This is a genomic window from Roseiflexus castenholzii DSM 13941 (genome assembly GCF_000017805.1).
GTDB lineage: Bacteria > Chloroflexota > Chloroflexia > Chloroflexales > Roseiflexaceae > Roseiflexus > Roseiflexus castenholzii.
The window spans coordinates 495,455-522,165 of the sequence record NC_009767.1 but is presented as its reverse complement, the minus strand read 5'-3'; the positions used below and the strand labels follow the sequence as shown (position 1 = coordinate 522,165).

Here is a 26,711-nt window from a genome sequence, read left to right as displayed (position 1 = left end):
GGCGCTGTGCGCTGCTTTACAGGGCGTCTTGCGCCGCCGAATATCCTGTATCGGCGGCGCTTCCACCGGCGCACGGCGCGCCGGAGAGGGGGGCGCCAGGCGCCCCAGGACCACCACCGACGCAGGACGCGCCGGTTCGCTGCCCGAACAATATTCTCATGTAATCGTAATCTCGTCCACGTTCTTGGAAAAGGATATGCTTCTCAGCAAACCTGGCGCGATCCCAGGTTCCGTCGTCATAGTGCTGATGCAGGTCGTCGTATGGAGTTGCCGACACAATAAAGGCGTCTAGTGTAATGTCGGTCCGTCTGCTCCGCTTCCCGATTTCCTCTGCCAGCGCGGGCAGCCGCTCGTGCAGACGCGCCTTTTCGTCGTGGATGTAGGCTTTCGCATGGAACATGCCGTGCGGCTCAATGAAGACAATACGCTGGGCTTTTGTTGCCTGATCCACCACCCACAGGATGAAATCCGGATAAAAGCCGCGTTCCTCAAAAAAGCCGATGCCTTTGCCGCGGCTCAGGTTGCGCAGCAGGAAGACTTCTTTGCCCGCCAGCGATGTATTCTTTTCGGCGTTCCAGTAGTCGCGCAGGTCGCACACAAAGCGCGCTTCGCTCTCCTTCAGCCCAGGCGGGGCAATCTGCGCCTTCCCAGGCATATCTACCAGCAGGGGTTGATAGAGGTGACGGTCGAAATGGATGCGCGGCAGGCCGGCGTTTTCTTGCTGATACAGGCGTTTCTGATCGTTGAGTAACTTTTGTATCGCTTCGACCAACTGCTGCTCCGAGCGCGGCACTCTGATCACATAGCCCGCCCTTTTTTCGTTCACGCCTGGCGGCCTGAAACCCAGGTTGGGATCGTTTTCGTCAAGCGGCCGATAGACCATGGTTTGCTCATCCCATTGCTCGCGGCGCGCCTGATACAAGCGGTCCACGTAGCGGCAAAGGAGTTGCGTCACGACTTGCTGAAGCAGGGCGCGGTCTCTGAACGATTGCGGCCGAATTACCCGCTCGTCGGCAATTACCGTGCAAACCGGGACACCCTTATCCTTTAGTTCGACAATCTGCCGAAGCGTCTCCGGTTGGATAACCAGATTGCTCCATCCTTTGCGCGCTTTGTAAGCCAGCACGTCGAGATAGGCCTGCTGCCAATCCACCCAGTCCAGGCTTTCGGCGGGAATCGCCTGCGCCCGACCGCCGCGCACGTCGGCGGTGTGCAGGCCCAGGCGCGTGCTCTCTATCGCCTGTACCTTGACCGACAGATCCACATGCACGCGGATGCGCGCGTCCGGTTCCAGCAGAAGCGCGGTTTCCGCTGTAAAATCGCGGTCCTGCGGCGGGCGCGGCACGACCAGACCTTTCTCGAGGAAATCCTCATTGACCCAGACAGGAAGCGAAAGTTCGATGGGCGGTTCGACCTCCACCCCTTCGCGCTCCAGATAGTCACGGAATTGCGCCATGTAGTTCGCGCGTACCGCAAAGATGTTGAGCGTTTCCAGCAGGTGCAGGTGTTGGAGATGACCGCCTTCCAGCGCGGCGCTGCGCTTGAGGCTCATGGTTTTGCCCTTCAGGCGGACGCCGCGCCCGAAGAGTTGGATGATTTGTGAACCTTCCTGCCGACCGATGTTCAAAAGGCCCATGCTGGCCACGCGCCAGGAGTTCCACCCTTCCATGAACTTCTTGGCGCCGATGAGCACGTGCAGACCGGAATCCGGGCGGTTTATGCGCTCGAAGAGGGAAGCGGCGATGGCGTCTCCTTCCAGCGCAATGTCGCCGGAATTCTCCGCGCTGGCTCGCCGTGCATACCCTGAAGCGGCGAAGCCGCTGTCCGCTGCAACACTCCCTGGCAGACCGGGGCCTGCCTTCCAACCGGATGAAACAGCGGCGTAGTAGGTATAATTGGGAGGGGAAGAACGGAGCAGTCCGAAGATTCGTTTGGTAGTTTCCGCCATGCCTGGCAGTCTCCGTTTAGCAACCTGGGCTGCGGCTTCAGTGATTTCTTCACTGGTGGCTGAGCAACCGCTCAGACCCCGATTGGCAAGCTGCCTGAATGTTTTTGGAAGCCGCATCGTTCTTCCTGATAAAAGTCAGCAGGGAGTAGCAGGAGGCCTTTCGAGCGGAAAAAGCGAAGGGCGTAGTTTTTTTCTTTCTGCTGGACAGAGAAGTGATTGGGTCTGATTCACTGACAAAACCTTGAAATGACCTTCGGGATCGCTCGTGGCCGGTCTTCCGGCATCGGATGGACCTGAGGTGGTCGCTGCGTTTACCGGCGAACGCACCTCGCGCAGCGGGTTAAGGTCTGGCCAGTCGTCGATTTCAATGGCTGGGCTGCCTGATGACACACCTTGATGGGAGCGCCCATGCTTTGGCACACTTGAGAATATAACCCTTCTTCAAGGAGCCAAGCAATGAGCGCCTGTGATGAATTGCACTCGAAAATGGAAGAACCCATTCGTCCGCTTGTCGACGTCAAACACGCCCATCACCTCTCGAATTGGTTGTGGATCGTCTGCGGGATTCTGCTCAGTGGTTCGGTCGCATTAAGCAAGATTGCCCTTTACTTGCCCCTCACGGCGCAAGCGGAAGGGCGGATTGCTCGCATTCGCCGTTGGTTGAAGAATGTGTACGTCGATGTCTGGCAATTCTACCGTCCCCTGCTGGAGAAGGTGTTGCAAGGATGGCAAGCCGCAGAGGCGGCGGTGATCCTGGACGGCGTCATGGTCTTCGGCGACCGCTTGCAGATTTTCCGTCTCTCCTTGCGACATGGCAGTCGTGCCATCCCTTTGTCCTGGGTGGTCGTGCCGGGCAAAGGGCTGACCAGCGTCGAACGGTTGCGTCCATTGATCCAGCGGGCCGCAGAGTTCCTGGCCCCACGCGTCGGCGCCGTTGTGTTTCCGGCCGATCGCGGCTTTCGCGATGTAGAATGGGCCGCTCTGTGTCTGGAAGTCGGTTGGCATTATGTCATCCGACTGGCCAACAACACCCTCATCACTCTGGAGGATGGCCGCCGCCTGTCCATCGCGGCGCCGGGTGTGCCGCCTGGGGAAGCCTGCTATTGGCGGAACGCGGCCATCACCCAGTCGCAGGACTGGCCTGCCAACCTCTCTGTAACCTGGACCAAAGGCGCACGCGGTCAGGCGCCGGAATTGCTGGCCGTGATGAGCGATCGGCGCGCCTGCAACCAGCGGTTGCGTGAATATGGTTGGCGTATGAGCATTGAAGAGAGTTTCCGCGATGACAAATCGGGCGGCTTTGACCTGGAACATACACGCCTCCAAGACCCGCAACGGCTAGAACGCCTGTTGTTGGCGGTCGCAATCGCCACACTTTGGCGTCACGAATTGGGCGAGCAGGCGCTCCACGATCACAGCGTCCAGGCCGAACTCGACCCAGGCGGCAAGCGCCGCGAACTCAGCATCTTCCAACTAGGCCTGCGATTCCTCAGGCGGTGTTTGTTAGCGCTTACCACCGCGCGCTTACCCAAATTGCGGTTGGTTTTGTCCAACTTGGCGCTCGAGCCCCTCTCACCAAGACACCTGGCCAAGGAGAAATGTCAGTGAATCAGTGATTGGGTGTAGAAAATGATGACAATCAGCCCTTTTCTGTTTCTTGGCAAGCGGTGTCACGCTTTTGACCTTAAGACTCGCCTGCCAGTTTGAGAATGCGCTCCTTGATTTCAGAAGAAATCCACATACCCGAATTACCCAATTTCAGTACATATGGCTCAACCTTCTCAATAATGCCATGAGATTTTGCTTCCAGCAAAATCTTTAACGTTCCCCAAACTTGCAACCCTGCGACTTGTGCGGTTCGACGGGCAAGCATATCGTCCAGTAAAATAACCCTATCTGGATTTTCCAAAGCCAAAGCCATCGCCGCAATTTCGCCAACGCCCAAATCCAAAGCAAGTCACTCCGAAGGCATAGATTTTGGATTGACGATATTCAGCCACGAGTAATTATCAGGATCAGGAACGTCGTAACCTTTACTTCTGCCTGCTTGCAATTCGTTCTTGACGGCTTCGGGCGTCCAAACTTCGTCGAACAATTTGGGGAGCCACTCAATACCGCCAATACGATACAGATAAAGAAGCGGCGAAGTATTGCTGACGGCTTTAAGCATGAGCGTTTTCTAAATCGTCCAGTTCTGCGGCAAAGGGAAAGACCTTATAGCGATTCAAATTGAGCAAAAACTCAACTCTGGACATTCCTGCCAGTTCGGCGGCACGCCCAGAAGAAAGCCTGCCCATTTCATACAACTTGACAGCCGCTAACATGCGGATTTCACGCCCAAAAGACTCGGCGTCCGTCTTTTCTGCAAGAAGCACCTTTTCTGGAATTTCAATCGTAATTTGCTGGAGAGCCATATCTCTACTCCTTCTATCCACCGCTAATTTTACTCGCTTCACCGCCAATTTTTATTGCAACTTCTTTTTGCAAGGGGCGTGCCAACGGTTGGTTTCAGCGGCAGCGGCGGGACGGGCAAGACCCCTTCGCCAAAAAACTACCTTGCTGGCTTGCGACGCATACCCGCAAGCGGCGAAGCCGCTGTCCGCTGCAAACGGTGTTGGGTGCATTCGAGGACTGGAGCAAGACACCCTGCCCCAAAGACGCCTTTCTCTCGGCTGGCAAAGAACCAATGCACAGAACATTAACCGACATCATAGCAAATTTGCAGGCAAGATTCAACTACCGCTCGATTGCCTGCCACGCAAACCGACACAACCGACCTGCGCCGCCTCTCGCCACACACACGGACAGGCGAGCCGCTGTCGCCAACCCGAAGCCCGCCGCCTGCCAGGCCAGCCCTCACGACCCAACCACCCGCCTGCTGACCCGCGCCTTTGCCAGCCCAGCGCGTTGACCGTTCATCCGCCAGCCCAGGCAGTTCACCCGTCCCTGCCTGCCGCCTTCACCTTCCCATCGGCGGGCGTCACGGCTGGCAAGCGGACATCGCCCAGACACCCCGCGCCTATGCCCCTCACGGCAGGCAGTATCCCATTCGCAGGCGCACAGCGCGCACATCGCGGCAAAGCGGCTCAATTCACAAGGTTCAAAACTCCATTTCCCTTCCAGCGCCTAACGGATCGCGTTTCAGCCGCCCGCGTAGCGGAGCGAAGCGAAGCGGAGCGGGTCGGCTGGAAACGCTTGTTGGGCAGCCATCTTTGTATTACAGTGTGCATAACCAACGAGAAACCGATGCAATTTGATTCGGATCGTTCAAATTAGCGGCGTTGGTGAGCAATCCCTTTTCCAGTTGATCCCATATCTCGACCGCCATTTTCTTCTCAATCGCTGCACCTATAAAGAAAATATGTGGGGAATGTTGCGCTTTAGAAAATGCTTCACGGATACGGTCAAGGGCTGCTCGCGCAGTTTTCCAGTGCTCGTCTGCGCCTGCAGGGTCTATTCCCCCTTTAAGTTCGCCGAGTGCAATATAAGATGCGGCCGATGTATACCCTTTATCCTGATCCTGCAAATCGTCAGGATTAAGGTTAAATACACACATATCCACATTGTTCTTCACCAAAGGAACGGTCAAGTTGTACATCAAGGTGCGCGGTTCGCCCTTGTTTTCCCAACTCAATCCACGCAAAGACAACTCAATTTCCGAGTCATCGTCTGTCATATCAACCCACTGCTTGGTTTTCGAATGCTGCCATCTATAGCTGATACCGGCTATCACCAGCGTTGAAATAATCGCGCGGGTAAGTTTTCTCTGCGCTAAAACGCCGCCAATATTCCGCATTGAACCGCCAAGCGCGTCGCCACGCGTCAGCAGAAATCTGAACACCAGTTCTTCAACAAATTTTTCTCCGGCTGGTTCAAGGAAATTCTTGATGAGACCATTGATGGCTTCCGCCTTGTCTTCTGGCTGTAGATGAACCAGAGCCTTGTCAGATAATCCTGCCGCCGTGAGAAGACCTGCTTCTATGCCTTTGATGGTCAGCAAATCAGCAGGTGTTTTAGCCCTTGATGCGGCTTCTTGCAATGCTCTTGCTTCGGCGACATAAGGCGTAGAGCGACGGTTCTTTTCAAGTGCAAGAGCAACAAAGCCTGCCCGCGTGGCTTCATAACTCGTGACGAGATCATCACTAGACTGAAGATGGTTTCGGTATGGGGGAAAGGACATCACGATTTTCTCCAGACGTAAATACACTTGCGCAGGGGTTCGCGTCCATGTTCCCCCATCTGCTGGCTACTATTTCCCTTGCCGTTTGGCAAAACGAGGATATGGTCAACTTGAAAGCCTAATTTCTCTGCAATATCAGAGAGAATCATATCTACGGAAATGCTCGCTCCTGCATAACGGACATTATCATTGACCATAAACAAGGGAGCGTTCGGCTTTAGAACACGCGCACATTCTGCAATAACGCAAGCCATTTCATAGAAATAGCCCCCGACCATCCTGGGAATACCATTGTTGTTCAAGGCTCTTTGCGCTTTTTGGTCTTCCAAGTAGGTCAGGATGGCCTGTAACAGATCCTGCTCATCAGCGGCAGCCAGCGCCGTTGTCCATAACGGATTGATACTTAACAGGTCTTTTGCACGGTTCTCCACCGTGCAACTGAGCATCTCTTGGCGGAGTCGTAATAGTCCTTGTTCACCTGTGCCCAATAACGCCAATTCCAGCGCATACGTGCGCGTATAATCATAACGGTTGCAGTAAGGCGGTGAGGTCATAATGGCATCGTAGGCATTATCGGATAATCGGGGCAATACTTGAAGACATGAGCCATCATACAAACAGATTTGGCCTTGGAGTTTTTCAATAGGGAACAGAGTTGTTTGGTGAACGGGCGATGCATCTTCTAAAATCTCGTTTAGCTTTTCGCTGATGGCTTGCCCGAACTCTGGAATTTCACCCTTATCGAAAATCTTCTTACCGTGTGTACGTCCAGAACGATAGTCCCACCGAAGGTATTGACCATCCTTTCGAGTAAAACTGATAGACTCTAACACGCAAAGTAAAGCAAAGCGCAAGACAGCCTGGACGCGGCTGTTCTCTTGTTGGCACGCGCCTATATATTTCTCAATGGCTTCTTTTGTTTTTCCTGGATAAGCTCCTTGTGTGATTCGCAGCTCTGGCAAGGGAACGCGCGTTTCTGATTGCTCCCAGACTCTTAGCTCCGACCACCGGCGCAATCTCTCGAAATCTTCGGATGTAAATTCTGCATCCAGAATTCGCTTGGCCGTAATGATTTCGTGACCGATGGGTAATAGTTCGATACCGTCCGCATCTATGCCCATCGCACTTGCGGCAAATAAAGCTGTCCCACTGCCCGCAAAAGGATCCAAGATTCTGCCTGCGGTAATGCCATACTTATGAAATAGATGCTCAACTAAAGAAGCCGAGAACGCTTCTTTGAACTTGTACCAGCGATAAACAGGCCTGGTTTTGTTCGCTTGAAAACTGACCAGAAGCCGAGAGAGTGAGGGCTGAACGGCGAATTTACTTTTGAAACGTTGAAATAGCTGTTTATCCAAGTGGGCTATTTTACTCAGGCCTATATTCTGCTCGCCTTTCAAAATGTCAGAAACCTTGGCTGGATTCAACATGACTTCATAACCACTCTTGTAAGTTTGCTAAGGCAAGTATACCGCGTCATTGGTAATGCGTCTAATTGCTCACCCCGAGACCCGAGTTTTCCCGGCTGCCTGGATTCCGAAGAGGCTGCCTAACGGTTGGTTTCAGCGGCAGCGGCGGGACGGGCAAGACTCCTTCGCCTAAACTCAACTCCACTGGCTCGCGGCGCGTACCTTCAGCGGCGTAGCCGCTGCCTGCACTGAGCGCAGCGAATGTGTCCGCTGCAAACGGTGTTGGGCGTTTTCGGGTTGCGCCAGACACCTTGACCAAAGACAGAACCACAACTGCCTTGACCACATTGTACAACAGACTTGCTCTTTGGCAACACCCCAAACTGACCAATTTCCTGAAATGGGGAAGCGCCGTTGCCGAAGCAAAGCCCAAACCAAACCTGACCAAAAAGACTCTTTGCAACGCGCTTGACCGACAAAAAAACCTTGCCTGACGAAACCTTGACCTTGCCAACCGACCCGCCGACAAGACCCGACTCAAAACTGCCAGCATAATTGCCGAAACCGTGACGCCGATTTTAGCGGCTCGCCATGACCGAAAACCGACCTTGCCAGCGACAAGAACTTTGGCGAATCAAAATCTGTGCCAACCAACACCGTGACCCAAACCAGGCAACCCCATACAAGCGACCTGACTTGATTGAACCTGAACCTTTGCTGTCAAGCGGCCTGACCGAACCAGAAACCGAACTCTTGCAAACGGGCGGCGCTCCACCGAAAGGCTCAAACCCTGACTTCACGCAACACAACATACCCAAAACCGCCGCCGCCAAATGCCCTGACTTGACCGACCCGAAACTCAACTTGCAAGGATGGGCTTTGCCTTTCAACCTGCACGGCGCACACGGCGCAACCCAACACCCTTTGAATGCTTGAGAAGAAAACGCCTAACGGTTGGTTTCAGCGGCAGCGGCGGGACGGGCAAGACTCCTTCGCCTAAACTCAACTCCACTGGCTCGCGGCGCGTACCTTCAGCGGCGTAGCCGCTGCCTGCACTGAGCGCAGCGAATGTGTCTGCCTGCAAACGGTGTTGGGCAGTTTTATGAAATACAGCTTACAAACCTCTTTTACGTCTCTCATTCATTGCACTGTTGAAAAATTCTTCAAACGATTTTTCTTAATAACTGTAGTTTCGCCAATCTTGTTTAAGCACCTGATTCACTGACAAAACCTTGAAATGACCTTCGGGATCGCTCGTGGCCGGTCTTCCGGCATCGGATGGACCTGAGGTGGTCGCTGCGTTTACCGGCGAACGCACCTCGCGCAGCGGGTTAAGGTCTGGCCAGTCGTCGATTTCAATGGCTGGGCTGCCTGATGACACACCTTGATGGGAGCGCCCATGCTTTGGCACACTTGAGAATATAACCCTTCTTCAAGGAGCCAAGCAATGAGCGCCTGTGATGAATTGCACTCGAAAATGGAAGAACCCATTCGTCCGCTTGTCGACGTCAAACACGCCCATCACCTCTCGAATTGGTTGTGGATCGTCTGCGGGATTCTGCTCAGTGGTTCGGTCGCATTAAGCAAGATTGCCCTTTACTTGCCCCTCACGGCGCAAGCGGAAGGGCGGATTGCTCGCATTCGCCGTTGGTTGAAGAATGTGTACGTCGATGTCTGGCAATTCTACCGTCCCCTGCTGGAGAAGGTGTTGCAAGGATGGCAAGCCGCAGAGGCGGCGGTGATCCTGGACGGCGTCATGGTCTTCGGCGACCGCTTGCAGATTTTCCGTCTCTCCTTGCGACATGGCAGTCGTGCCATCCCTTTGTCCTGGGTGGTCGTGCCGGGCAAAGGGCTGACCAGCGTCGAACGGTTGCGTCCATTGATCCAGCGGGCCGCAGAGTTCCTGGCCCCACGCGTCGGCGCCGTTGTGTTTCCGGCCGATCGCGGCTTTCGCGATGTAGAATGGGCCGCTCTGTGTCTGGAAGTCGGTTGGCATTATGTCATCCGACTGGCCAACAACACCCTCATCACTCTGGAGGATGGCCGCCGCCTGTCCATCGCGGCGCCGGGTGTGCCGCCTGGGGAAGCCTGCTATTGGCGGAACGCGGCCATCACCCAGTCGCAGGACTGGCCTGCCAACCTCTCTGTAACCTGGACCAAAGGCGCACGCGGTCAGGCGCCGGAATTGCTGGCCGTGATGAGCGATCGGCGCGCCTGCAACCAGCGGTTGCGTGAATATGGTTGGCGTATGAGCATTGAAGAGAGTTTCCGCGATGACAAATCGGGCGGCTTTGACCTGGAACATACACGCCTCCAAGACCCGCAACGGCTAGAACGCCTGTTGTTGGCGGTCGCAATCGCCACACTTTGGCGTCACGAATTGGGCGAGCAGGCGCTCCACGATCACAGCGTCCAGGCCGAACTCGACCCAGGCGGCAAGCGCCGCGAACTCAGCATCTTCCAACTAGGCCTGCGATTCCTCAGGCGGTGTTTGTTAGCGCTTACCACCGCGCGCTTACCCAAATTGCGGTTGGTTTTGTCCAACTTGGCGCTCGAGCCCCTCTCACCAAGACACCTGGCCAAGGAGAAATGTCAGTGAATCAGGCATAAACCATAAAAAGGCGAAACTACAGTCAGTTTAAAATCAGGCGGGCAAGATGGCTTTACTACGGGCGGCAGATTGGCGTCTGCCGGGATGCACGAATCTTGCACCGTGAGGGTCACCTTTGCGCCGCTCGCGCCATAACACGCCACTTTTTTGGCGTACAGCTTGTCTTCATCTACAACCACGCTGCAATTGGGCGGCAGATTGACGTATTGGGAGGTTCCTTGAGGCAGGATGACCGTTGCTCCGCCCAGTTGGGTGACCGGGTTGAGGCAATACGAATTCACCTGCAAGGTTTTGGGAAAAATGACCGTGCAAGTGTGTAAGTTGTAGGTCTTCATGTCTTTGGGCGGCTTGGCGGGCGTTGGAACGGCGCACATCGCTGGCAGCGCCGCGGGTTTTAGAATTACCGATTGGTCCGAAGTCGGTTCTGGATCAAAGCCGCTGCCCCCTCCGCGAGGGGAAACTTGACGCCCCTGAAAAACCACCAGCAGCGCAAATGTCGCTGGCAACGCGCCGGGTATGCCTATCACAATCAAGGCGCCCCGTCTTGCATCATTCCGCCGCTGTACAGCAGGTAGGAAGCCGAGTATGCCTATCACAACAATCAAGGCGCCTGCGGCGGCAAACAACAAGCTACTTGTATTGATTCGTGATGTTCCTTTCTTATCCGCCAGACATCCTCTCGAAAATCCGCTGCGCCATGTCAATGATGCCCGATTCATTCGCCATGTAAATGACATCCTGCGGGACGTAACGCATGATGAGGGTCTTGTCCCCTATGCGGGCATAGACCACACTCAACCCCGTGGTTTTGGACGACCAGACATAACTTTCATCTGCCAGGCCGTCAATGCTAATGACCACGATATCGGACGGTTCATTCGAGAGTTCGGATTGGCGCGTGGACTCCCAAAGTGACACGGCGTTCGGGCTGAAGTCCACCTGGAGGAAGAAGGTGCTCGACTGCCCCGCTGCATTGACGTACGACCAGAGGCAGGAGGTACCGCCCGGGTAGGAATTCTCTGTCAGGGTGGGCGTTAGATTGATGAGCAGGTTCTTGAGTTCATCGGGTGGGAGGATCTGCGAACAGGAGACCACCGCATTGGGGTCTGTCCCGCTCGCTGAGGAAGAATTGGCAGGCGGTTCGGTGGCTTGGACCGATTGAGCGGTTTCCTCCTGCGCAGGCTGGGGCGAGGAGGAGGTCCCGCAGGCGGGCGCGCTCAAGGTCAGGGCAAGAAGCGCAAGAAGTATCGTGACACGAGATCTTTCAAACATGACTTACCTCATTTCTTATCGGGAATGTCATACATCATCAATTCAAGGACCGGCGCGCCGTCCATCGCGCCTTTGACCGGACCGACGCCCTCGGCATACCAGTTGAAGCCGTGCATTGCCACCTTCTGCCCAAAGACTGTCACATACCCATCCTGTTCGATTTTCAGTGCGTAGAACTCTCCCGCCGGCACGGTGACGTTTTCAAATCCAACCGCCGTGTAGTTGGTCTCAATAATCGAAGTGCCCGACTCCGTGGTAACCGTGATGGTCTGCGTCCACTGCTGACCTGGAGCAATGTTATTGGGCAGGCTCACGCCGCTGACGCTGACCGTGGTAACGGCTGAACTGCCGTATTCGCCCGAATAGGTGGTCTGTGCGCCTGGGACGTTCATGATGGTGACCCCCTCACTGTTGCACTGACCGTCAATGGTAAACGTGCTGTTTGCGCCTTTCACCGTGATGGTGAATTTGCCAAAGTCATCCACAGACATGGTATGGATGGCGTTCTCGCCTGTGGAAATGCTGAAAAACCAGGTGGCTTCGTCCGCAACGGGGTAGAAGGGATTGTCGCATTCGTTGCTGTCCCCTTCGGGGGTGGGGTTGGCGATCGGCGTCTGTGTGGATTCGAACTCATTGATCACTCCGCTGAACGGCTCAGTGGGCGTGGGTTTGATTGGAGCCGAGTCGGGCGTTGAATTTGCAGGCGCCGAGTCGGGCGTTGAATTTGCAGGCGCCGAGTCGGGCGTTGAATTTGCAGGCGCCCCACAGGCGCTAAGCGCCACTACAAGGATCATCCATACAAAAATCTTCTTCATCGGTTTTCCTCTATTTGCTAATCTCTTTCATCACCTTCTGCGAAAAGACAAAGGAGCCTTTTCATACCTTCACATCCACATTGTGATAGGCAACCACCCGCCAGCCAGCCTCCGTGCGCATCAGCACCTCCAGCAGGCAGGTGCGCAAGAGACCGTCCGGACGGGGTGGTACGCCTGGCGGCAGGGCGACGTAGTCGCGCAGCGTGCAGACAATATCCACCAGCGCAACGTTCGGCGCGGGGAACTGAATGCGCCGAACGTCCATCTCCAATCGGCTGCCCTTGAAAATGTGAGAGAAAATAAACGCATGTTTGGCTTCAAATGCCTGCCGCCCGAAAGCCATTTCGCCGACGATGTTGGTGAACGACAGGTTCTCATCACAGTCCTGCGAATAACCTGCCGCGTTGCCGCGATTCCAGGCGTCCTGCTGGCGGTGGATAATCTGCTCGATTTGCTGTTCGGCGGTACTATGGTTCCTGTCCTTTTCACAGTTCGTTTTATAACTGTAGTTTCGCCAATCTTGTTTAAGCACCATATTTGGTGGTTTTTAGAAAATCAAAACGCCATATATGGCGGTCGTTTTCTCAAAAATTTCGCATAAACTATAAAAAGGCGAAACTACAGAACAAAACTGACTCACCTGCCCAACGGTTGGTTTCAGCGGCAGCGGCGGGGCGGGCAAGACTCCTTCGCCCAAAAAACTACTCGGCTAGCTCGCGGCGCGGACTCTGGAGCGGCGAAGCTGCTGCCTGCACTGAGCGCAGCGAATGTGTCCGCCTGCAAACGGTGTTAGGCGTTTTCGGGTTGCGCCAGACACCTTGACCAAAGACAGAACCACAACTGCCTTGACCACATTGTACAACAGACTTGCTCTTTGGCAACACCCCAAACTGACCAATTTCCTGAAATGGGGAAGCGCCGTTGCCGAAGCAAAGCCCAAACCAAACCTGACAAAACAAGACTCTTTGCAAGACTGCTTGACCGACAAAAAAAACTTGCCTGATGCCAACCGACCCGCCGACAAGACCCGACTCAAACGTGCCAGAACAATTGCCGAAACCGTAACGCCGATTTTGGCGACTCGACATGACCGAAAACCGACCTTGCCAGCGACAAGAACTTTGGCGAATCAAAACCTGTGCCAACCAACACCGTGACCCAAACCAGGCAACCCCATACAAGCGACCTGACTTGATTGAACCTGAACCTGAACCTGAACCTTTGCTGTCAAGCGACCTGACCGAACCAGAAACCGAACTCTTACAAACGGGCGGCACTCACCCTGACTTCACGCAATGCAACATACCCAAAACCGCCGCCGCCCAACGACCTGGCTTGACCGACCCGAAGCTCAACTTGCAAGGATGGGCTTTGCCTTTCAACCTGCACGGCGCACACGGCGCAACCCAACACCCTTTGAATGCTTGAGAAGAAAACGCCTGACGGCCTGTCGGCGCTGCTCCAGCGTCTCACGGTCAATCTTCTGCTTTGAATGCTTGAGAAGAAAACGCCTGACGGACTGCGCTTCACCTGCGCCGCGCAGCGCAGCAGAGCGGCGTCAGGTGGAAGCGCTGGTTAGCTGCCCGAACAGTATCCTCAGGTAATCGTAATTCTGCCCACGCTCTTGGAAAAGGATATGTCTTTCGGCAAACCTGGCGCGATCCCAGGTTCCGTCGTCATAGTGCTGATGCAGGTCGTCGTACGACGTAGCCGATACAATAAAGGCGTCCAGCGTGATGTCGGTCCGGCCGCTCCGTTTCCCGATTTCATCTGCCAGCACGGGCAGCCGCTCGTGCAGACGCGCCTTTTCGTCGTGGATGTAGGCTTTGGCATGCACCATGCCGTGCGGCTCAATGAAGACAATACGCTGGGCTTTTGTTGCCTGATCCACCACCCACAGGATGAAATCCGGATAAAAGCCGCGTTCCTCAAAAAAGCCTATGCCATAGCCGCGGCTCAGGTTGCGCAGCAGGAAAACCTCTTTACCCTCCAGCGAATTGTTCTTTTCTGCGTCCCAGTAGTCGCGCAGATCGCACACAAAGCGCGCTTCGCTCTCCTTCAGCCCAGGCGGGGCAATCTGCGCCTTCCCAGGCATATCTACCAGCAGGGGTTGATAGAGGTGACGGTCGAAATGGATGCGCGGCAGGCCGGCGTTTTCTTGCTGATACAGGCGTTCCTGCTCCTCGAGTAACGTGCGCACCGCTTCAACCAACTGCTGCTCCGAACGCGGCACTCTGATCACATAGCCCGCCCTTTTTTCGTTCACGCCTGGCGGCCTGAAACCCAGGTTGGGATCGTTTTCGTCAAGCGGCCGATAGACCATGGTTTGCTCATCCCATTGCTCGCGGCGCGTCTGATACAAGCGATCCACGTAGCGGCAAAGGAGTTGCGTCACGACTTGCTGAAGCAGGGCGCGGTCTCTGAACGATTGCGGCCGAATTACCCGCTCGTCGGCAATTACCGTGCAAACCGGGACACCCTTATCCTTTAGTTCGACAATCTGCCGAAGCGTCTCCGGTTGGATAACCAGATTGCTCCATCCTTTGCGCGCTTTGTAAGCCAGCACGTCGAGATAGGCCTGCTGCCAGTCCACCCAGTCCAGGCTTTCGGCGGGAATCGCCTGCGCCCGACCGCCGCGCACGTCGGCGGTGTGCAGGCCCAGGCGCGTGCTCTCGATCGCCTGCACCTTGACCGACAGATCCACATGCACGCGGATGCGAGAATCCGGTTCAAGCAGAAGCGCGGTTTCCGCTGTAAAATCGCGGACCTCCGGCGGGCGCGGCACGACCAGACCCTGCTTGAGGAATTGTTCATTGGCCCAGACAAAGAGCGGCAGCTCGATGGGCGGTTCGACCTCCACCCCCTCGCGTTCCAAATAGTCGCGGAATTGCGCCATATAGTTGGCGCGCACGGCAAAGATGTTGAGCGTTTCCAGCAGGCGCAGGTGTGGGGGATGGCTGCCCTCCAGCGCGGCGCTGCGTTTGAGGCTCATGGCTTTGCCCTTCAGGCGGACGCCGCGCCCGAAGAGTTGGATGATTTGTGAACCTTCCTGCCGCCCGATGTTCAAGAGGCCCATGCTGGCCACGCGCCAGGAGTTCCAGCCTTCCATGAACTTCTTGGCGCCGATGAGCACGTGCAGACCGGAATCCGGGCGGTTGATGCGCTCGAAGAGCGAGTGGGCTATGGCGTCTCCTTCCAGCGCAATGTCGCCGGCTTCCTCTTCCGCCAGTTTCTTGAAAGCCGATGTGTCGCCGATGTAAATCAAGCCGAAATAGTCCCCGGCATTGGCCGCTTTGAGTCCCAGCTCGCCAGGGCTGCTCTTGATCTCGCACAGGTGCAAGCCGCCGCCGGCCGGAGCGTTGAAAATGCGCCGAAGGATATCGTCATAGAGCTGCTCCGGCGTCGCACCGGTCTTGCGCAGGTAGCCGAACCTGCCCGCAAATACATCTTGTCCATCCGGCGAGACCAATCCGGTCTTGCCGCCGAGAACGGCTTTGATGGTCTTGATCGCCCAGTCGCGGTCGCTCAGGGCGTGATGCAGGAAACGCACGACGGTCAGCACATCGCTGCGCGGCTGTTTGTTCTCGGTATAAACGGCGTTGACCGTGCTCCCAACAAACACCCATAACGGCTTTTCCAGGTTGTATGGACGCAGGGCGTCGGTTTGCTCCTCGTAGAGCCGCACCTGCTCGTAGAAAGAGAGCAGATTGCCCATCAGGAGCATTTCCGTCTGGTCGGACCGGGTTTCATCGCGCAGGTTCAGGATGCGAAAGTCTTTGCCAAACCCATCGCTGTAAAAATACTTGTAAGAATAGTCAAAGAGGATGGACTTGCCGTATTCGGCGGTGAGCGGGTCGTTACGCGCCGCCGAGAGCGCCTGCCCAAATGTGGCGCTGTATTCTAAGGTGAAACCGGTCGCGCCGAGCGCCTCGCGGTACTTGCGCCAGGCCTCGCCGCCTGCGCCCTTGTGTCCCTCGTCCACGAAGATGAGGTTGCGTCCCTCGAAGGCCTCCACCGGCACGCTCACCCCGCCGCCGCGCTTTTCCTCCACAAGTTTGGTGATCTCAATGACCTGCACGATGTCCCGACCGCCAGTCCAGAGGCTGCTGGCATTCACGTCGAAGCGCCGCGCCGGGATGCCTGAGGCGGCCAGTTCGGCCAGGTGCTGCTCGCTCAGTCCTTCGTTGGGCGTGATGAGCAGGATGTTGTCTATCGGTTCGCGGTTGTAGTGCAGAAACTGGTGGTAGTTCAGGTGCAGGATGAGCGTCTTGCCGCTGCCGGTGGCCATCCAGTAGGCAAGTTTCGTCAAATCTGAATCCTGAATGATGAGTGATGAATCGCGCTGCATTCCGCGTTCATCATTCCGCATTCCGCGTTCATCATTCCGCATTCCGCGTTCATCATTCCGCATTCCGCGTTCATCATTCCGCATTCCGCGTTCATCATTCCGCATTGTGGCGAAGGCATTGAGGTCGGCCAGTAGGGGCGGACGGCCGTCCGCCCCTCCACGGTGGTTGAAAAGACGGTCGAGATAGATTTCCGTGTACAAGGCGGCCAGGTATTGAAAGTAGCGCAACGTGATGCGTTCAATGCGGCCACGGTTGATCTTCTCCAGGTGCAGACGGATGTTTTCGTCGTAGCGCGCCAGGTCGTCGTTGGAGATTTTAACCTGACTGCCGCGGGCAACCAGGTGATGGTAAAGAAAACTGCGCCCATCTGGGCCATAACCTTCATCCACGCTCTTGCAGTCTTCCAGCAACGCGCGGTTGCTCGTGTAGCCAAAGAGGCTATTGAGCCAGGCCAGCAGGACCAGGCGGTTTTCGAGTTGTTGGAATGATGAATGATGAACGGTGAATGATGATGCAGTGTTCATTTGGCTTTCCGCGATTTCAGGGTTTTGACGCTGGTAACAAGGATAGCTGTGAGTTCGTCTGTTTCGCGTTGCAGATCGGCGAGCAATTCGGCTTTCACAATGCCGGATTCGGCGAGCAATTCCAGCCAATAGGCCGTTTCTTCGAGTTCCTGGAGCGCGCTTTCGGTCTTGCTGATCATCTCTACATCCGAGCGGCTGCGCTTGCCCTCGCGCAATTGCGCGCCCACCGACGTGCCGGAGCGCAACACTTGCTTCCCCAGGACCTGCGCCTCTGTCTTCTGAGGTAAGGCGCTATATAAGCGGATAATGCGCAAGGCAAACGCCTTCGTTCTCTCCAGAATATCCCGTTTCTGCTCCATGCTTCCTCTCTGCATTCCGCATTCATCATTCTGCATTCATCATTCTTTCCTTGAAAATGGGATCCAGCGAGCGCGCGCCGGGGATAAGCGCATCGCCGTTGACCCAGACCTCATCCGCGCCCTCAGCCAGTTTCTGTTCGGAGACGAAGGCGGCGTCGCGCCGGTAGTCTTCCGTTGTCCAGCCTTTGGTCTCGCGCCAGATGACGGCCACGCTGCGGCCATCGCGCAGCGCCCCGCGATAAACCAGGTAGGAATGATGAGTGATGAATGATGAATGATGAGATTCATCATTCATCATTCTGCGTTCATCATTTCGATACACCTTGCGCGTCTGCACGTCCAGCCCCAGCAGGTAGGCGAAGGTTTCGGGCAGGTCCACCGGCTGCTCGCGGGTTTCGCCGTCGCGGTGGATGTGGAGTTTGTAAGAGAACGGCGACTGCAACTGCGCCACGTTGAGCAGGGTCTCGCTGCGGCGCGTCTCCCACTTGAGCATGTAGGAAAGGAGGTACTCTTGGCCGAACAGATCGAGCGCCTGCTGGCCGCTTTCCTCATCAAAGGTCAGGTTGTTAAGCGCGTCCTCGTAGGACTCCAGCCGGATGACCTTGACGATGCGCGGGGAGCGCGCGGCTTCCTCGGCGGTGGCCATGCGCCTGGGCTTGCCGTCCTTCCACTCCGGCGTGAAGGTGACCTTCTTGATGCGCGGCAGGAGCACAGTGTCGAAGTACTGCGCCATCTCCACCAGGATGAACTTGCGCCTGCCGCCGTCCTTGCGGTTCAGGTTGATAACCGCGTGTCCGGTCGTGCCGGAGCCGGCGAAGTAATCAAGAACCACATCTGCCTCATTCATCAAGGTTTGTCTGGCAAGACTCTCGATTAATTCAACTGGCTTTGGATAAAGGAGCACCCTCTGACCGAGGATATTATCAAGTAATCTCGTTGCCTTAGCATTCAGCGGCACCTCTTCCATCCAAGAAGAGAACAGTCTTGTTGCTCTCTCGCGCTCTTTAAGAAAAACCTTCAGCTTTGGACGTTTTGTTGGATCGCTTGGGAATAGCACCTTCGGCAGCCATCTCCCATTAACGGTTCTTTCGATGAACTGCTTCATCTTCTCGGGTTCGTATGCCCAAACCCGCTTAGGATTGCACTTGAACACGTTTCCTGTTGTAGGGTCAATAAGATCGTAAAAGAGATTGGGTCTTTCTTCGGCAGTTTTATTGCACGTCAAATCGCCAGTGGTCCAAGGGCCATCTGGGTCATTATCGGGATTAGTGTAATCTTCCTCACTAATAGGCAAACCAGAAAAGCCAGAAGCGCCCTCGGTTAACGCTGCAACTACGTAATCGTGATCGACGGAAAGCCGTGCCCCTCGCCCGGCTGTCATGTCACCGCCGCTACGTTTTTTCCAAACCAGTTCCGAAATGATAGTGTCCTCCCTGAATAGATGTTGCAGCATATATCTCAGCGCGGGAAACTCTATATCGTCTATGCTGATGAATAGGCATCCTTGGCTTTCCAAATAACTTGATGATAAAGAAAGGCGTTGAGACATCATACTGAGCCAACAGGAGTGCTGGTAACTATCCTTGTAGAGAAACTCATCGTTCCCGGTGTTATACGGCGGATCAATGTAAATGCACTTCACCCGCTCGCGGTACTTCTCCTGCAAGAGGTTCAGCGCCTGCCAGTTTTCGGAGTGCACCAGGAGGCCGTCGGTCATCTCGTCCAGGTTCTGAAAAGACGCCAGCAGGCGGTCGGTGAACTCCGGCGGGAAGTGGCGCGTGTCCAAAGGCAATGAGGAATGATGCATGAGGAATGATGAGCGCTCTTCCGCAGTCATCTTTCTGCATTCAGCATTCACCATTCCTAATTGTTCCCACTCTTCCCACTGCGGGTCATTGGCGGCGACTTCCGGGTAGAAGGCTTCGGGAATGTTGCCCACGGCGACCACGTAAAAGGTCTCGGTGACGAACTTTTTCTTCTCCCACAGCGCCTTCTGGAAGTCTTCAATCTGCGCGAGAAACTCGACGATCTTCAGGCCAATGCGCTTGATGAGGCGCATGAGTTGAAACCAGCCTTCGGCCAGCCCCTCGCCAGCGGCTTCCATCTCGTCCAGGTTGAGCACTTCATTCTTGAGGTAAAAGTCCAGTTCGCGCGAAAGAAAGCCGCGCAGGTCCTTGTGGATAAAAAAGTCGGACGTGTTGCGGCGAGTGTACTGGCGCAGGTGGTGCTCCAGGCAGGTGACGGTCTCGCCTTTTTCGGTCTTGCGGCGTTCAGCGAGCAGCGCGGCCAGGGCGTCGGCAGCCTGGACGCGCTTCGGAATCTCGGCGACCGCCTTGGCGATGATGGACTCCTGCTGGTTCTTCTGTCCAAAGGCGATGTTTTCCTGCTCGGTGAGCGGACGGAACTCAAAGGGAATCGTGAGCAGACGGGCGGGCTCGTCCCAACTGATTTCGTCCAGGCGCGGCAGGAAGAAGCGCTTTTCGCCCTTGACGTTGTTCTGCTCCACATCGGCTTGCTTGAGTTTGAACTGCACGGTGACGCCGTTGGGCGCCTGGTAGGTATAGTCAGTGAAATACTCGCCGGTTTTGACATAGTACTGGTCATGGTTGGCCCAGTAGAGATAGACTTCCTCGCCGTTGTAGGGGATGGCGTAGCGTTCCTTTTTCGAGTAGCGGCGCTTGGAGATAAAGTCGCCTTCCTGCCAGTAGCGGCTGAAAAAGGCGTAGAGGCGGTTGTATACGTCCGCTTCCAGCGCCTCGGCGGAGCGGCCGCCCGCGGCTTTGGCTTGCGCCTCCAGGTATTCCCGGCCCGCTCTCGTCTCGCGATACTTCTCGGCCAGATTGCCGTTTGCGTCCAGCGCGTCCTCGCCCAGGACATCGAGCAGCTTCTGCCGGACTTCTTTCAGGGTCTGTTGCGCCCGTTCCTGTTCAGCAAATGCGCCTCTCTGGAGTTCTTCGGCAATCTCCTTGGGCAGGTCTTCAGCGATGAAACGCTCAATGACCGCCCGTTTGAGGTTCATGATGCGATAGATGCCGAAATCGAGGTCGGCGCAGTCGAACTGGAACAGCTCACGCAGGAGGGATTGGAATTTTTCTAAGGTTATTGTTTTCATGATTCTTGCCTATATAATAAAGGAGCAGCTAACGGCTTGCCGCTCAGCCGCACGCGGAGCGGGTCGGCTGGAAACGCTTGTTGGGCGGCACTGCAAAGCTACGCCTCCGAGAGCACTGTCACGATCGCAAAACCAACCTGCCGCGCAGTGCTCGTGCAATATCGCTCCAAGCGGTTGTTCGGCAGCGACGCGGCGACCAAAACGATAGCCGATTCAAGGCCCCAAGAGATGCGCTATTCGGAGCCGCTCGATAGTCTCCGGGTGGACCCATCAGGCCACGCAGCGATACAGACGCGGTTGCCCGCGCGGTCGGCGAGCGTCCAGTGCGAGGGCGCATGAGAGTCGTCAACAATGCGTCCACCCGCTGCAAGCGCTGCTTGCAGTCGTACCATGGCCTGCTCACGCGCAACCGACACATCGATGTGCATCGCGTGACGCAAGGGCTTGCTCTCGTCGAGCTCCTGCATCCAGACGGTCGATCCATGTCCAAGGGGGTCTACCGCATTGTCGTCAGCCGCCGGCACGTAGCCCAGCACGGCGCGCCAGAAGTTGACATCTATCTCATCGCGCTTCGCCGCGATTGCAACCTGCACCTCCTGAACAGCGGCACGATCTGCGGGCACATGATGCTCCTGCGCGATAGCAGAGATGGCCCGCGCCAACTCAATGTGTCGCGGCTCGAGGCGCCAGATATCGCGCGTCAGCCGAACAGTGAGATGGTCATTCGCTATCGTCATCACGACCCCCGAATCCTCAAGACCGGTAATCCCTGCGATTGCTTCGGCTAACCGCACGGCTTCGCTCAGGGACCCGACACGAAAGACAGCCGTCGCTCCTCCGTGGAGCACGACCCAATCGTCTATTCCTTCAGCGGAAAGAAACTCTTGCCAACCTTGTTCACTCATGCTTATCACATCCTATCTCGCTAGCCGCCCAACATAAAGTAGACCGACTCTATCCGCCTATTCCTGCTTGCACTGTGTCAGGCGGACAAATGTCCGCCTATCCCCGCTCACTCTTCACTTGTCACTCATCAGCCCCTTCAGGTACTCATAACTCATCCGCACACTCTCGAGTGGCGGGCGCTGGCAAACGTCCTGCTCGACGACAAACCACTGCGCGCCTGCGGTGCGCGCGGCGCTCAGGATGGCGGGGATGTCCAGCGTGCCGTGCCCAACTTCCGCGAACGTTCTGCTGCCGGGCGCCATGTCCTTCAGGTGAATGAGCGGCGCGCGTCCGGCGAATTCGTTGATCAATTGCACCGGATCGACGCCTGCATAGGCTGACCAGTACACGTCGATCTCGAACGCAACGGCGCGCGGGTCGCATTCGTGCAGCAACAGGTGCAACCCGGTCGTGTCGCCGAGGAGGTGCAGTTCAAAATCGTGGTGGTGGTAGCAGAACGTCAACCCGGCGTCGGCGACGGCAGCGCCGATGCCGTTGAGGATGCGCGCCAGAGCGCGGTAGTCGTCGGCGCTCCGGCGGCGCTCTGGCGGCATCCATGGGCAAATCAGATACGGCGCACCCAACGTCTGCATATCAGCGATGATTGCGTTGAGTTGACTCTCGAGCATCTGGATCGGCACGTGCGCGCCGGAGACCATCAGCCCTATCGCGTCAAGTTCCTGGCGCAGCGCAGCAGCGCTCATCCCGCCGACCCCTGCCACTTCGACCGCGCCGTATCCGATTTCCTTCACCTTCCGCAGCGTACCGACATAATCGGTCGCCGCCTGGTCGCGCAGGGTGTACATCTGGAGTGAGAGCGGGTTCGTAGCCATCGTTGATACCTTTGTGCTTTATAATACGAAGCGATGCGTGAGCGACGCCGATGTCCGGCAGTGATACGTTCAGACTGTGCACGGTTGGGCGACTCACTCACGCCAGGCATCTTTTCACTCATGTCCCGTTTTGTCAAACGCTCGCAATTGAGGAATGAAAGGCGAGCCATTCTCTGCGGACGTTTCAGGAATGCTCACTCTGTCTGAGGAAGATGTTCTATGCACGTGCTGATCATCGGCGCGGGTCTGGCCGGGCTGACCTGCGGGCGCATTCTCGATTCACTCGGTGTGCGCGTCACTCTTGTGGAAGCGAGCGACGGCATCGGCGGGCGTGTGCGCTCCGATTACGCCGACGGGTTCACGTTCGACCGCGGGTTTCAGGTGTTGTTCGAGGCGTATCCGGCGGCGCGCCGTCACCTCGATCTCGACGCGCTGCACCTGCGGCGTTTCGATCCCGGAGCGATCATCTGCCTTGCGGGGAAGCGCTTCGTTCTGACCGATCCGCTCCGCGATCAGGCAGCGGCGCTCGATGCCGCGCTCACGCCGATTATTCCGCCTCTTGACAAATTGCGGGTGTTGCTGCTCGCGCAGCGCCTGCGTCGTCAGTTGATCGACGAGGTGCTGGCGGGCGACGACGAAACAACGCTGGCGTATCTCCGCCGCTCCGGGTTCAGCGAGCAGACGATCAATCACTTCTTTCGACCGTTCTACGGCGGGATTTTCCTTGATCGCAGCCTGCGCACCAGCGCCAAGTGCTTTCGCTTCGACTTCAAGATGCTCAGCGAGGGCGCTGCGGCGCTTCCGGCGCACGGCATGGGCGCGATTGCCGGTCAACTCGGCGATGCGCTCCTGGAGCGCGGTCTGATCCGACTGCATACACCGGTTGCCGAACTCATCACCAACAATGGACGGGTGACCGGCGCGCGGTTGGCGTCTGGAGAAGAACTGTTTGCCGACGCGGTTGTTGTGGCGACTCCCGCCCCCGAAGCGGCGCGTTTGAGCAGTCTGCCGATGCCACAGGGCGCATTGCAGACGATCACGCTCTACTTCGGCGGAAGCCAACCGGTTTATCGCGGGCGCAAGATCGCACTGAACGCCGCTCCCGATGCGCTGATCAACAATGCGCAGATGATCAGCAATGTCGCGCCGGAGTATGCGCCGACAGGGCGCCATCTGCTCAGTGCGACGGTGCTCGGCGCCAGCCCGTTGAGCGATGATGATCTCTTCCGCGCCGCGCTCGCCGATCTGCGTCGCATGTTTGCCGGCGACGCCGACGCGCTGGCGGCGCTCGAAGGGTATCAACCATTGCGCGTGTACCGCGTTGCTTACGCACAGTTCCCGCAGGCGCCGGGCATCCATCCATTGCTGCCCGACAATCGCAGCGGACGACCGGGGCTGTATTTCGCCGGCGAGTTTACCGAAGCCAGCAGCCTGAATGCTGCCATGATCAGTGGTGAAAAGTGCGCAGCGGCAGTGATAGAGGAGCGACAGGCATCCCGTTTCTAGCACGTTCTGGCAAGGATGGACGCAAGAGCACACAACCGCAGAGGGTTTCGCCAGGTCGATGCAAGAGAATGGAATCTCCGGGAGACAGCAGAGAGGCGTGATACCAATGACGATTGACGATGCCGCATGCTGGTCACTCCGAGCGCAGCGACTGGTCATTCCGAGCGCAGCGACTGGTCATTCCGAGCGCAGCGACTGGTCATTCCGAGCGCAGCGACTGGTCATTCCGAGCGCAGCGACTGGTCATTCCGAGCGCAGCGACTGGTCATTCCGAGCGCAGCGACTGGTCATTCCGAGCGCAGCGACTGGTCATTCCGAGCGCAGCGAGGAATCTGCGCGGGACGCGCACGACCCCTCGCGCTGCTCGGGGTGACCATGCCGGATGGTCACAGGTCATTGGTATGAGGCGAGGGGCAAGAGATGAGTGACAAGCGGCGAGGAGAGGGGCGGTCGGAAGCATATGGGCACGTTCTGGGTAGAGCGTTGAACATGCCCGATCTTTGTCCCTGCACCGATCAAAAACCCACACCGATGAGCATAAGGAGGGAACGTCTACTCGCCCGGCGCTTCACATGCGCCGTATAACCTTTTGAACACAGAACCGTGCTCGTCCAGACCAACTCACAGGCGGTGGCTTCAACCATCAGGCGGGTGGGGTGATGGGTTGCCTGACTCCTGGATGTGACCACCAGACGTGTGCAAAACCGGAGCCGGTGCGGAACGCAGCGCCAGGAAGCGCGCCGCGAACGGACCCAGCGCCACAGGGAACGCCGTCAGATCGCCGTGTTGCAGCAGAACATCGGGCGCTCCGTCGATCAATGGCTCATTGAGCAGGTCACTCACCAGATAGTCGCCTTCTGGCACATCGGAGCGCGGCAGTTCCAGCGTCACCCAACGACGCATCGGGCTGGCATTCAGCAGTGTGACGACGCACTCCTCCTCGTGCCGGCGCAGCATCACGAAGATCGCCGGATCATTGCAGCGCGCGCCGTCGGGTTCAACCGTTCCGCGCCGCAACGCAATACTGCGCGTGCGCGCGTTGAGCAACTGCGCAATGAATTCCCGGTCTGCCTGATCATGTTCCTGACCGGCGCGGATCATGGGCACATACCCGCACCCTACCATTCCTGCGAGGATCATGCGGGCAGCGCGTGAACCGCGCAACACCTCCGCCAGCGGATTGCTCACACACGAATGATGACTCTCGGTGAAGCAGGCGCGCAGCGTTCCGGGATCGCCAATTGCCAGCACATCAGCGAGCCAGTGCTGCATTTCGGGCACACTCAGGCGCCCGATTGCCAATTGAGTGAACATATGGTGTGCAGCCTGATCGATCAGCAGATCGCGGCTGGATGCCAGCAACGGTCCTGCCAGATCGGTCATCAGCGCTGCGTCAGGATAGTGTTGACGGATGGCCGCATACAATTCCTCAATCAGGCGCGTCACCCCCATACTGCTGCTGCCGCTGAACGCCGAACCGAGGGGCCACCCCGGCGGCACGTCGCGCGCGACCAGCACCCGGAAGCCGTCGATGCCAGTCTGTTCCATCAGCGCCAGCGCTTCGCTGATGGCGAGCGAACGCACATCGGCATTGCGCCAGTCGAAGTACAGGGTATCGACCTCACCGGAGAAGCGGATGAACTGACCCGTCTGGTCAAGGCAAAACCATTCGGGATGATGATAGACATACGGCGAGTCGGCAGCGCACCCGGAGAGCGGAAGATCGATCATCACCTGCATGCTGCGCGCATGAGCAGCGGCGACAACACGGCGCAACCCCTCGATGCCGCCGATCGACGCATCCAGAGTAGCGAAGGAACGCAACGCATAGAGATCCTCCGGTCGCATGGGGGACCATTCCAGCGCATGCCGGTGCGGTGCAGCAATGTCGTGCACCGGCAGAAGGCAAATCGTGGCGCAACCGAGACGCCGGATGGCATCGAGCGCATCGATCAAGCCGGCAACATCGCCATAGTGCATCGGGTGCGTCACGAATATCGCGGTGTCCGCCAGCCAGGATGGCGGCGAAACATCAATTCGACGCTGCGGCATCATCCGGCGAATACGCGGCAATGCCTCGTGCCAGGGTGCGCGTTCCAACAGCAGCATCTGTACGCCAACCGACAGCGCCACTTCAATCGGCAACCGCTCGGCAAGCCGGATCTCGTGGAGCAAGGTAACCGAGTTGCCATCGCCTTCCACTCGCGGACGCGCCGGATGGGACGTGTCGGCATACCAGCAAGCCAGGGTTTCGCCAAGCATATCGTTATGGAGCGCCAGCACCCCATGCGCGTCGGCCGGCGCAAGGGCGAATGCCGGAGTTTCGAGGGTCGTCGCGTCCGACCAGTGGCCCTGGCGAACATCGCTGCGCAGTGTCGCAATCGGCATACGAGGACGCACCACATTTGCAGGAGCTTCAAAGCGACAGCGCTCCGGCGCACCGACGCATGCGCCGCTGATTGCCAGGCGCACACCACACAGCGCCAGTTCGTCTTCACCTGTGTTCTCAAGGCTGATACGGCGCGCGATGAGCGACCCGATCACCCGGTAGCGATCATAGATTTTCAGTGGTCCAAGACCAATGACGAGCACGATCTCAACGCCACCGGGAATGTTGAAGAGTGTATGGTTGAGATAACGCGCAAACGAGCGTTCGGTCAACCAACCGGTGTCGGCGAGTGAGACATCGATGCCGGCGTGAGGCGTACCACGCCCAATCACGTCTTGCCCATCCGGTCGCCGGAGCGCGCGCAACCCGCCATCATCGAGGGAAAACTCCAACTCGAGTTCGGCAAGCGTCACAGTCAACGTGTGACGAGTGGAGCGCACGGTATATACAGCCATAGGC

At 57.1% G+C, this 26,711-nt stretch carries 22 protein-coding genes; 6 read left to right on the top strand and 16 right to left on the bottom strand.

The window, feature by feature from the left end:
• Positions 1-16 precede the first annotated feature (16 nt).
• Positions 17-2,065 carry a hypothetical protein gene (locus RCAS_RS02125; RefSeq protein ID WP_198135986.1) on the bottom strand — a complete coding sequence of 683 codons (2,049 nt, stop codon included), beginning with the start codon at positions 2,063-2,065 and terminating at the stop codon, positions 17-19.
• Between the two features lie 339 nt (positions 2,066-2,404).
• On the opposite strand from RCAS_RS02125, the gene RCAS_RS02120 reads away from it, so the two are divergent.
• Complete coding sequence (locus tag RCAS_RS02120; protein WP_011997941.1) at positions 2,405-3,556, top strand: transposase; 1,152 nt, start codon at positions 2,405-2,407, stop codon at positions 3,554-3,556.
• 76 nt (positions 3,557-3,632) lie between these two features.
• Here RCAS_RS02120 and RCAS_RS25475 read toward each other — a convergent pair whose 3' ends face one another.
• From RCAS_RS25475 to RCAS_RS02100, 5 genes are all read right to left on the bottom strand, one after another.
• Complete coding sequence (locus RCAS_RS25475) at positions 3,633-3,899, bottom strand: DUF3368 domain-containing protein (protein ID WP_198135985.1); 267 nt, start codon at positions 3,897-3,899, stop codon at positions 3,633-3,635.
• A gap of 6 nt (positions 3,900-3,905) precedes the next feature.
• Positions 3,906-4,118 (bottom strand): hypothetical protein, encoded by a 213-nt coding sequence (locus RCAS_RS25470; RefSeq protein ID WP_198135984.1) that lies wholly within the window; start codon positions 4,116-4,118, stop codon positions 3,906-3,908.
• The gene (locus RCAS_RS02110) at positions 4,111-4,362 is read right to left on the bottom strand and encodes a UPF0175 family protein (RefSeq protein ID WP_011997945.1); all 252 of its coding nucleotides are present in this window, start codon (positions 4,360-4,362) and stop codon (positions 4,111-4,113) included. The genes RCAS_RS25470 and RCAS_RS02110 overlap by 8 nt, the downstream gene beginning before the upstream one ends.
• A gap of 803 nt (positions 4,363-5,165) precedes the next feature.
• Positions 5,166-6,128, bottom strand: a complete 963-nt coding sequence (locus RCAS_RS02105; RefSeq protein ID WP_011997944.1) for a type II restriction endonuclease — start codon at positions 6,126-6,128, stop codon at positions 5,166-5,168.
• Positions 6,128-7,558, bottom strand: coding sequence for a restriction endonuclease subunit M (locus tag RCAS_RS02100; RefSeq protein ID WP_011997943.1), 1,431 nt, complete (start codon positions 7,556-7,558; stop codon positions 6,128-6,130). The genes RCAS_RS02105 and RCAS_RS02100 overlap by 1 nt, the downstream gene beginning before the upstream one ends.
• 675 nt (positions 7,559-8,233) lie before the next feature.
• Between RCAS_RS02100 and RCAS_RS24755 the strand changes: the two genes are divergently transcribed.
• Positions 8,234-8,473 carry a hypothetical protein gene (locus RCAS_RS24755; RefSeq protein ID WP_157042511.1) on the top strand — a complete coding sequence of 80 codons (240 nt, stop codon included), beginning with the start codon at positions 8,234-8,236 and terminating at the stop codon, positions 8,471-8,473.
• Positions 8,474-8,984: 511 nt separating this feature from the next.
• Positions 8,985-10,136 (top strand): transposase, encoded by a 1,152-nt coding sequence (locus RCAS_RS02090; RefSeq protein ID WP_011997941.1) that lies wholly within the window; start codon positions 8,985-8,987, stop codon positions 10,134-10,136.
• On the opposite strand, the gene RCAS_RS24750 is transcribed toward RCAS_RS02090, so the two are convergent.
• The 4 genes from RCAS_RS24750 to RCAS_RS02075 all read right to left on the bottom strand — a co-directional run bounded on the left by RCAS_RS24750 (position 10,130) and on the right by RCAS_RS02075 (position 12,770).
• A complete protein-coding gene (locus RCAS_RS24750; protein WP_157042510.1) occupies positions 10,130-10,852 on the bottom strand; it encodes a hypothetical protein in 723 nt (240 codons plus the stop codon). The two genes, RCAS_RS02090 and RCAS_RS24750, sit on opposite strands and share 7 nt — an antisense overlap.
• Entirely contained in the window at positions 10,809-11,420 is a 612-nt protein-coding gene (locus RCAS_RS02085; RefSeq protein ID WP_011997939.1) for a hypothetical protein, read from the bottom strand. The genes RCAS_RS24750 and RCAS_RS02085 overlap by 44 nt, the downstream gene beginning before the upstream one ends.
• An 8-nt stretch (positions 11,421-11,428) precedes the next feature.
• Entirely contained in the window at positions 11,429-12,235 is an 807-nt protein-coding gene (locus RCAS_RS02080; protein ID WP_011997938.1) for a TapB family protein, read from the bottom strand.
• Positions 12,236-12,296: 61 nt separating this feature from the next.
• Positions 12,297-12,770, bottom strand: coding sequence for an SgcJ/EcaC family oxidoreductase (locus RCAS_RS02075; protein WP_011997937.1), 474 nt, complete (start codon positions 12,768-12,770; stop codon positions 12,297-12,299).
• Positions 12,771-13,080: 310 nt separating this feature from the next.
• Between RCAS_RS02075 and RCAS_RS24745 the strand changes: the two genes are divergently transcribed.
• Positions 13,081-13,392 (top strand): hypothetical protein, encoded by a 312-nt coding sequence (locus RCAS_RS24745; protein WP_157042509.1) that lies wholly within the window; start codon positions 13,081-13,083, stop codon positions 13,390-13,392.
• Positions 13,393-13,426: 34 nt separating this feature from the next.
• Positions 13,427-13,663: a hypothetical protein gene (locus RCAS_RS24740; RefSeq protein WP_157042508.1), complete on the top strand. Its 237-nt coding sequence runs from the start codon at positions 13,427-13,429 to the stop codon at positions 13,661-13,663.
• Between the two features lie 130 nt (positions 13,664-13,793).
• On the opposite strand, the gene RCAS_RS02070 is transcribed toward RCAS_RS24740, so the two are convergent.
• From RCAS_RS02070 to RCAS_RS02050, 5 genes are all read right to left on the bottom strand, one after another.
• The gene (locus RCAS_RS02070; RefSeq protein WP_011997935.1) at positions 13,794-17,108 is read right to left on the bottom strand and encodes a DEAD/DEAH box helicase family protein; all 3,315 of its coding nucleotides are present in this window, start codon (positions 17,106-17,108) and stop codon (positions 13,794-13,796) included.
• Positions 17,105-17,503 carry a four helix bundle protein gene (locus RCAS_RS02065; RefSeq protein ID WP_011997934.1) on the bottom strand — a complete coding sequence of 133 codons (399 nt, stop codon included), beginning with the start codon at positions 17,501-17,503 and terminating at the stop codon, positions 17,105-17,107. Before RCAS_RS02065 ends, RCAS_RS02070 begins: the two co-directional genes overlap by 4 nt.
• A complete protein-coding gene (locus tag RCAS_RS02060) occupies positions 17,493-20,579 on the bottom strand; it encodes a site-specific DNA-methyltransferase (RefSeq protein ID WP_011997933.1) in 3,087 nt (1,028 codons plus the stop codon). Before RCAS_RS02060 ends, RCAS_RS02065 begins: the two co-directional genes overlap by 11 nt.
• A 233-nt stretch (positions 20,580-20,812) precedes the next feature.
• Positions 20,813-21,484: a VOC family protein gene (locus RCAS_RS02055; RefSeq protein ID WP_011997932.1), complete on the bottom strand. Its 672-nt coding sequence runs from the start codon at positions 21,482-21,484 to the stop codon at positions 20,813-20,815.
• 114 nt (positions 21,485-21,598) lie between these two features.
• Positions 21,599-22,357 carry a sugar phosphate isomerase/epimerase family protein gene (locus RCAS_RS02050; protein ID WP_011997931.1) on the bottom strand — a complete coding sequence of 253 codons (759 nt, stop codon included), beginning with the start codon at positions 22,355-22,357 and terminating at the stop codon, positions 21,599-21,601.
• Positions 22,358-22,576: 219 nt separating this feature from the next.
• On the opposite strand from RCAS_RS02050, the gene RCAS_RS02045 reads away from it, so the two are divergent.
• Positions 22,577-23,863: an NAD(P)/FAD-dependent oxidoreductase gene (locus RCAS_RS02045; protein WP_011997930.1), complete on the top strand. Its 1,287-nt coding sequence runs from the start codon at positions 22,577-22,579 to the stop codon at positions 23,861-23,863.
• 636 nt (positions 23,864-24,499) lie between these two features.
• On the opposite strand, the gene RCAS_RS02035 is transcribed toward RCAS_RS02045, so the two are convergent.
• Complete coding sequence (locus RCAS_RS02035; protein ID WP_011997929.1) at positions 24,500-26,707, bottom strand: alpha-amylase family glycosyl hydrolase; 2,208 nt, start codon at positions 26,705-26,707, stop codon at positions 24,500-24,502.
• Between the last annotated feature and the right edge of the window lie 4 nt (positions 26,708-26,711).

Excerpts from the sequence above, each read along its gene's own strand:
- RCAS_RS02125 (WP_198135986.1), bottom strand. The coding sequence starts at position 2,065 with ATGCGGCTTCCAAAAACATTCAGGCAGCTTGCCAATCGGGGTCTGAGC.
- RCAS_RS02120 (WP_011997941.1), top strand. The coding sequence starts at position 2,405 with ATGAGCGCCTGTGATGAATTGCACTCGAAAATGGAAGAACCCATTCGT.
- RCAS_RS25470 (WP_198135984.1), bottom strand. The coding sequence starts at position 4,118 with ATGCTTAAAGCCGTCAGCAATACTTCGCCGCTTCTTTATCTGTATCGT.
- RCAS_RS02110 (WP_011997945.1), bottom strand. The coding sequence starts at position 4,362 with ATGGCTCTCCAGCAAATTACGATTGAAATTCCAGAAAAGGTGCTTCTT.
- RCAS_RS02105 (WP_011997944.1), bottom strand. The coding sequence starts at position 6,128 with ATGTCCTTTCCCCCATACCGAAACCATCTTCAGTCTAGTGATGATCTC.
- RCAS_RS02100 (WP_011997943.1), bottom strand. The coding sequence starts at position 7,558 with ATGTTGAATCCAGCCAAGGTTTCTGACATTTTGAAAGGCGAGCAGAAT.
- RCAS_RS02090 (WP_011997941.1), top strand. The coding sequence starts at position 8,985 with ATGAGCGCCTGTGATGAATTGCACTCGAAAATGGAAGAACCCATTCGT.
- RCAS_RS02085 (WP_011997939.1), bottom strand. The coding sequence starts at position 11,420 with ATGTTTGAAAGATCTCGTGTCACGATACTTCTTGCGCTTCTTGCCCTG.
- RCAS_RS02080 (WP_011997938.1), bottom strand. The coding sequence starts at position 12,235 with ATGAAGAAGATTTTTGTATGGATGATCCTTGTAGTGGCGCTTAGCGCC.
- RCAS_RS02075 (WP_011997937.1), bottom strand. The coding sequence starts at position 12,770 with ATGGTGCTTAAACAAGATTGGCGAAACTACAGTTATAAAACGAACTGT.
- RCAS_RS02070 (WP_011997935.1), bottom strand. The coding sequence starts at position 17,108 with ATGAACACTGCATCATCATTCACCGTTCATCATTCATCATTCCAACAA.
- RCAS_RS02065 (WP_011997934.1), bottom strand. The coding sequence starts at position 17,503 with ATGCAGAATGATGAATGCGGAATGCAGAGAGGAAGCATGGAGCAGAAA.
- RCAS_RS02060 (WP_011997933.1), bottom strand. The coding sequence starts at position 20,579 with ATGAAAACAATAACCTTAGAAAAATTCCAATCCCTCCTGCGTGAGCTG.
- RCAS_RS02055 (WP_011997932.1), bottom strand. The coding sequence starts at position 21,484 with ATGAGTGAACAAGGTTGGCAAGAGTTTCTTTCCGCTGAAGGAATAGAC.
- RCAS_RS02050 (WP_011997931.1), bottom strand. The coding sequence starts at position 22,357 with ATGGCTACGAACCCGCTCTCACTCCAGATGTACACCCTGCGCGACCAG.
- RCAS_RS02045 (WP_011997930.1), top strand. The coding sequence starts at position 22,577 with ATGCACGTGCTGATCATCGGCGCGGGTCTGGCCGGGCTGACCTGCGGG.
- RCAS_RS02035 (WP_011997929.1), bottom strand. The coding sequence starts at position 26,707 with ATGGCTGTATATACCGTGCGCTCCACTCGTCACACGTTGACTGTGACG.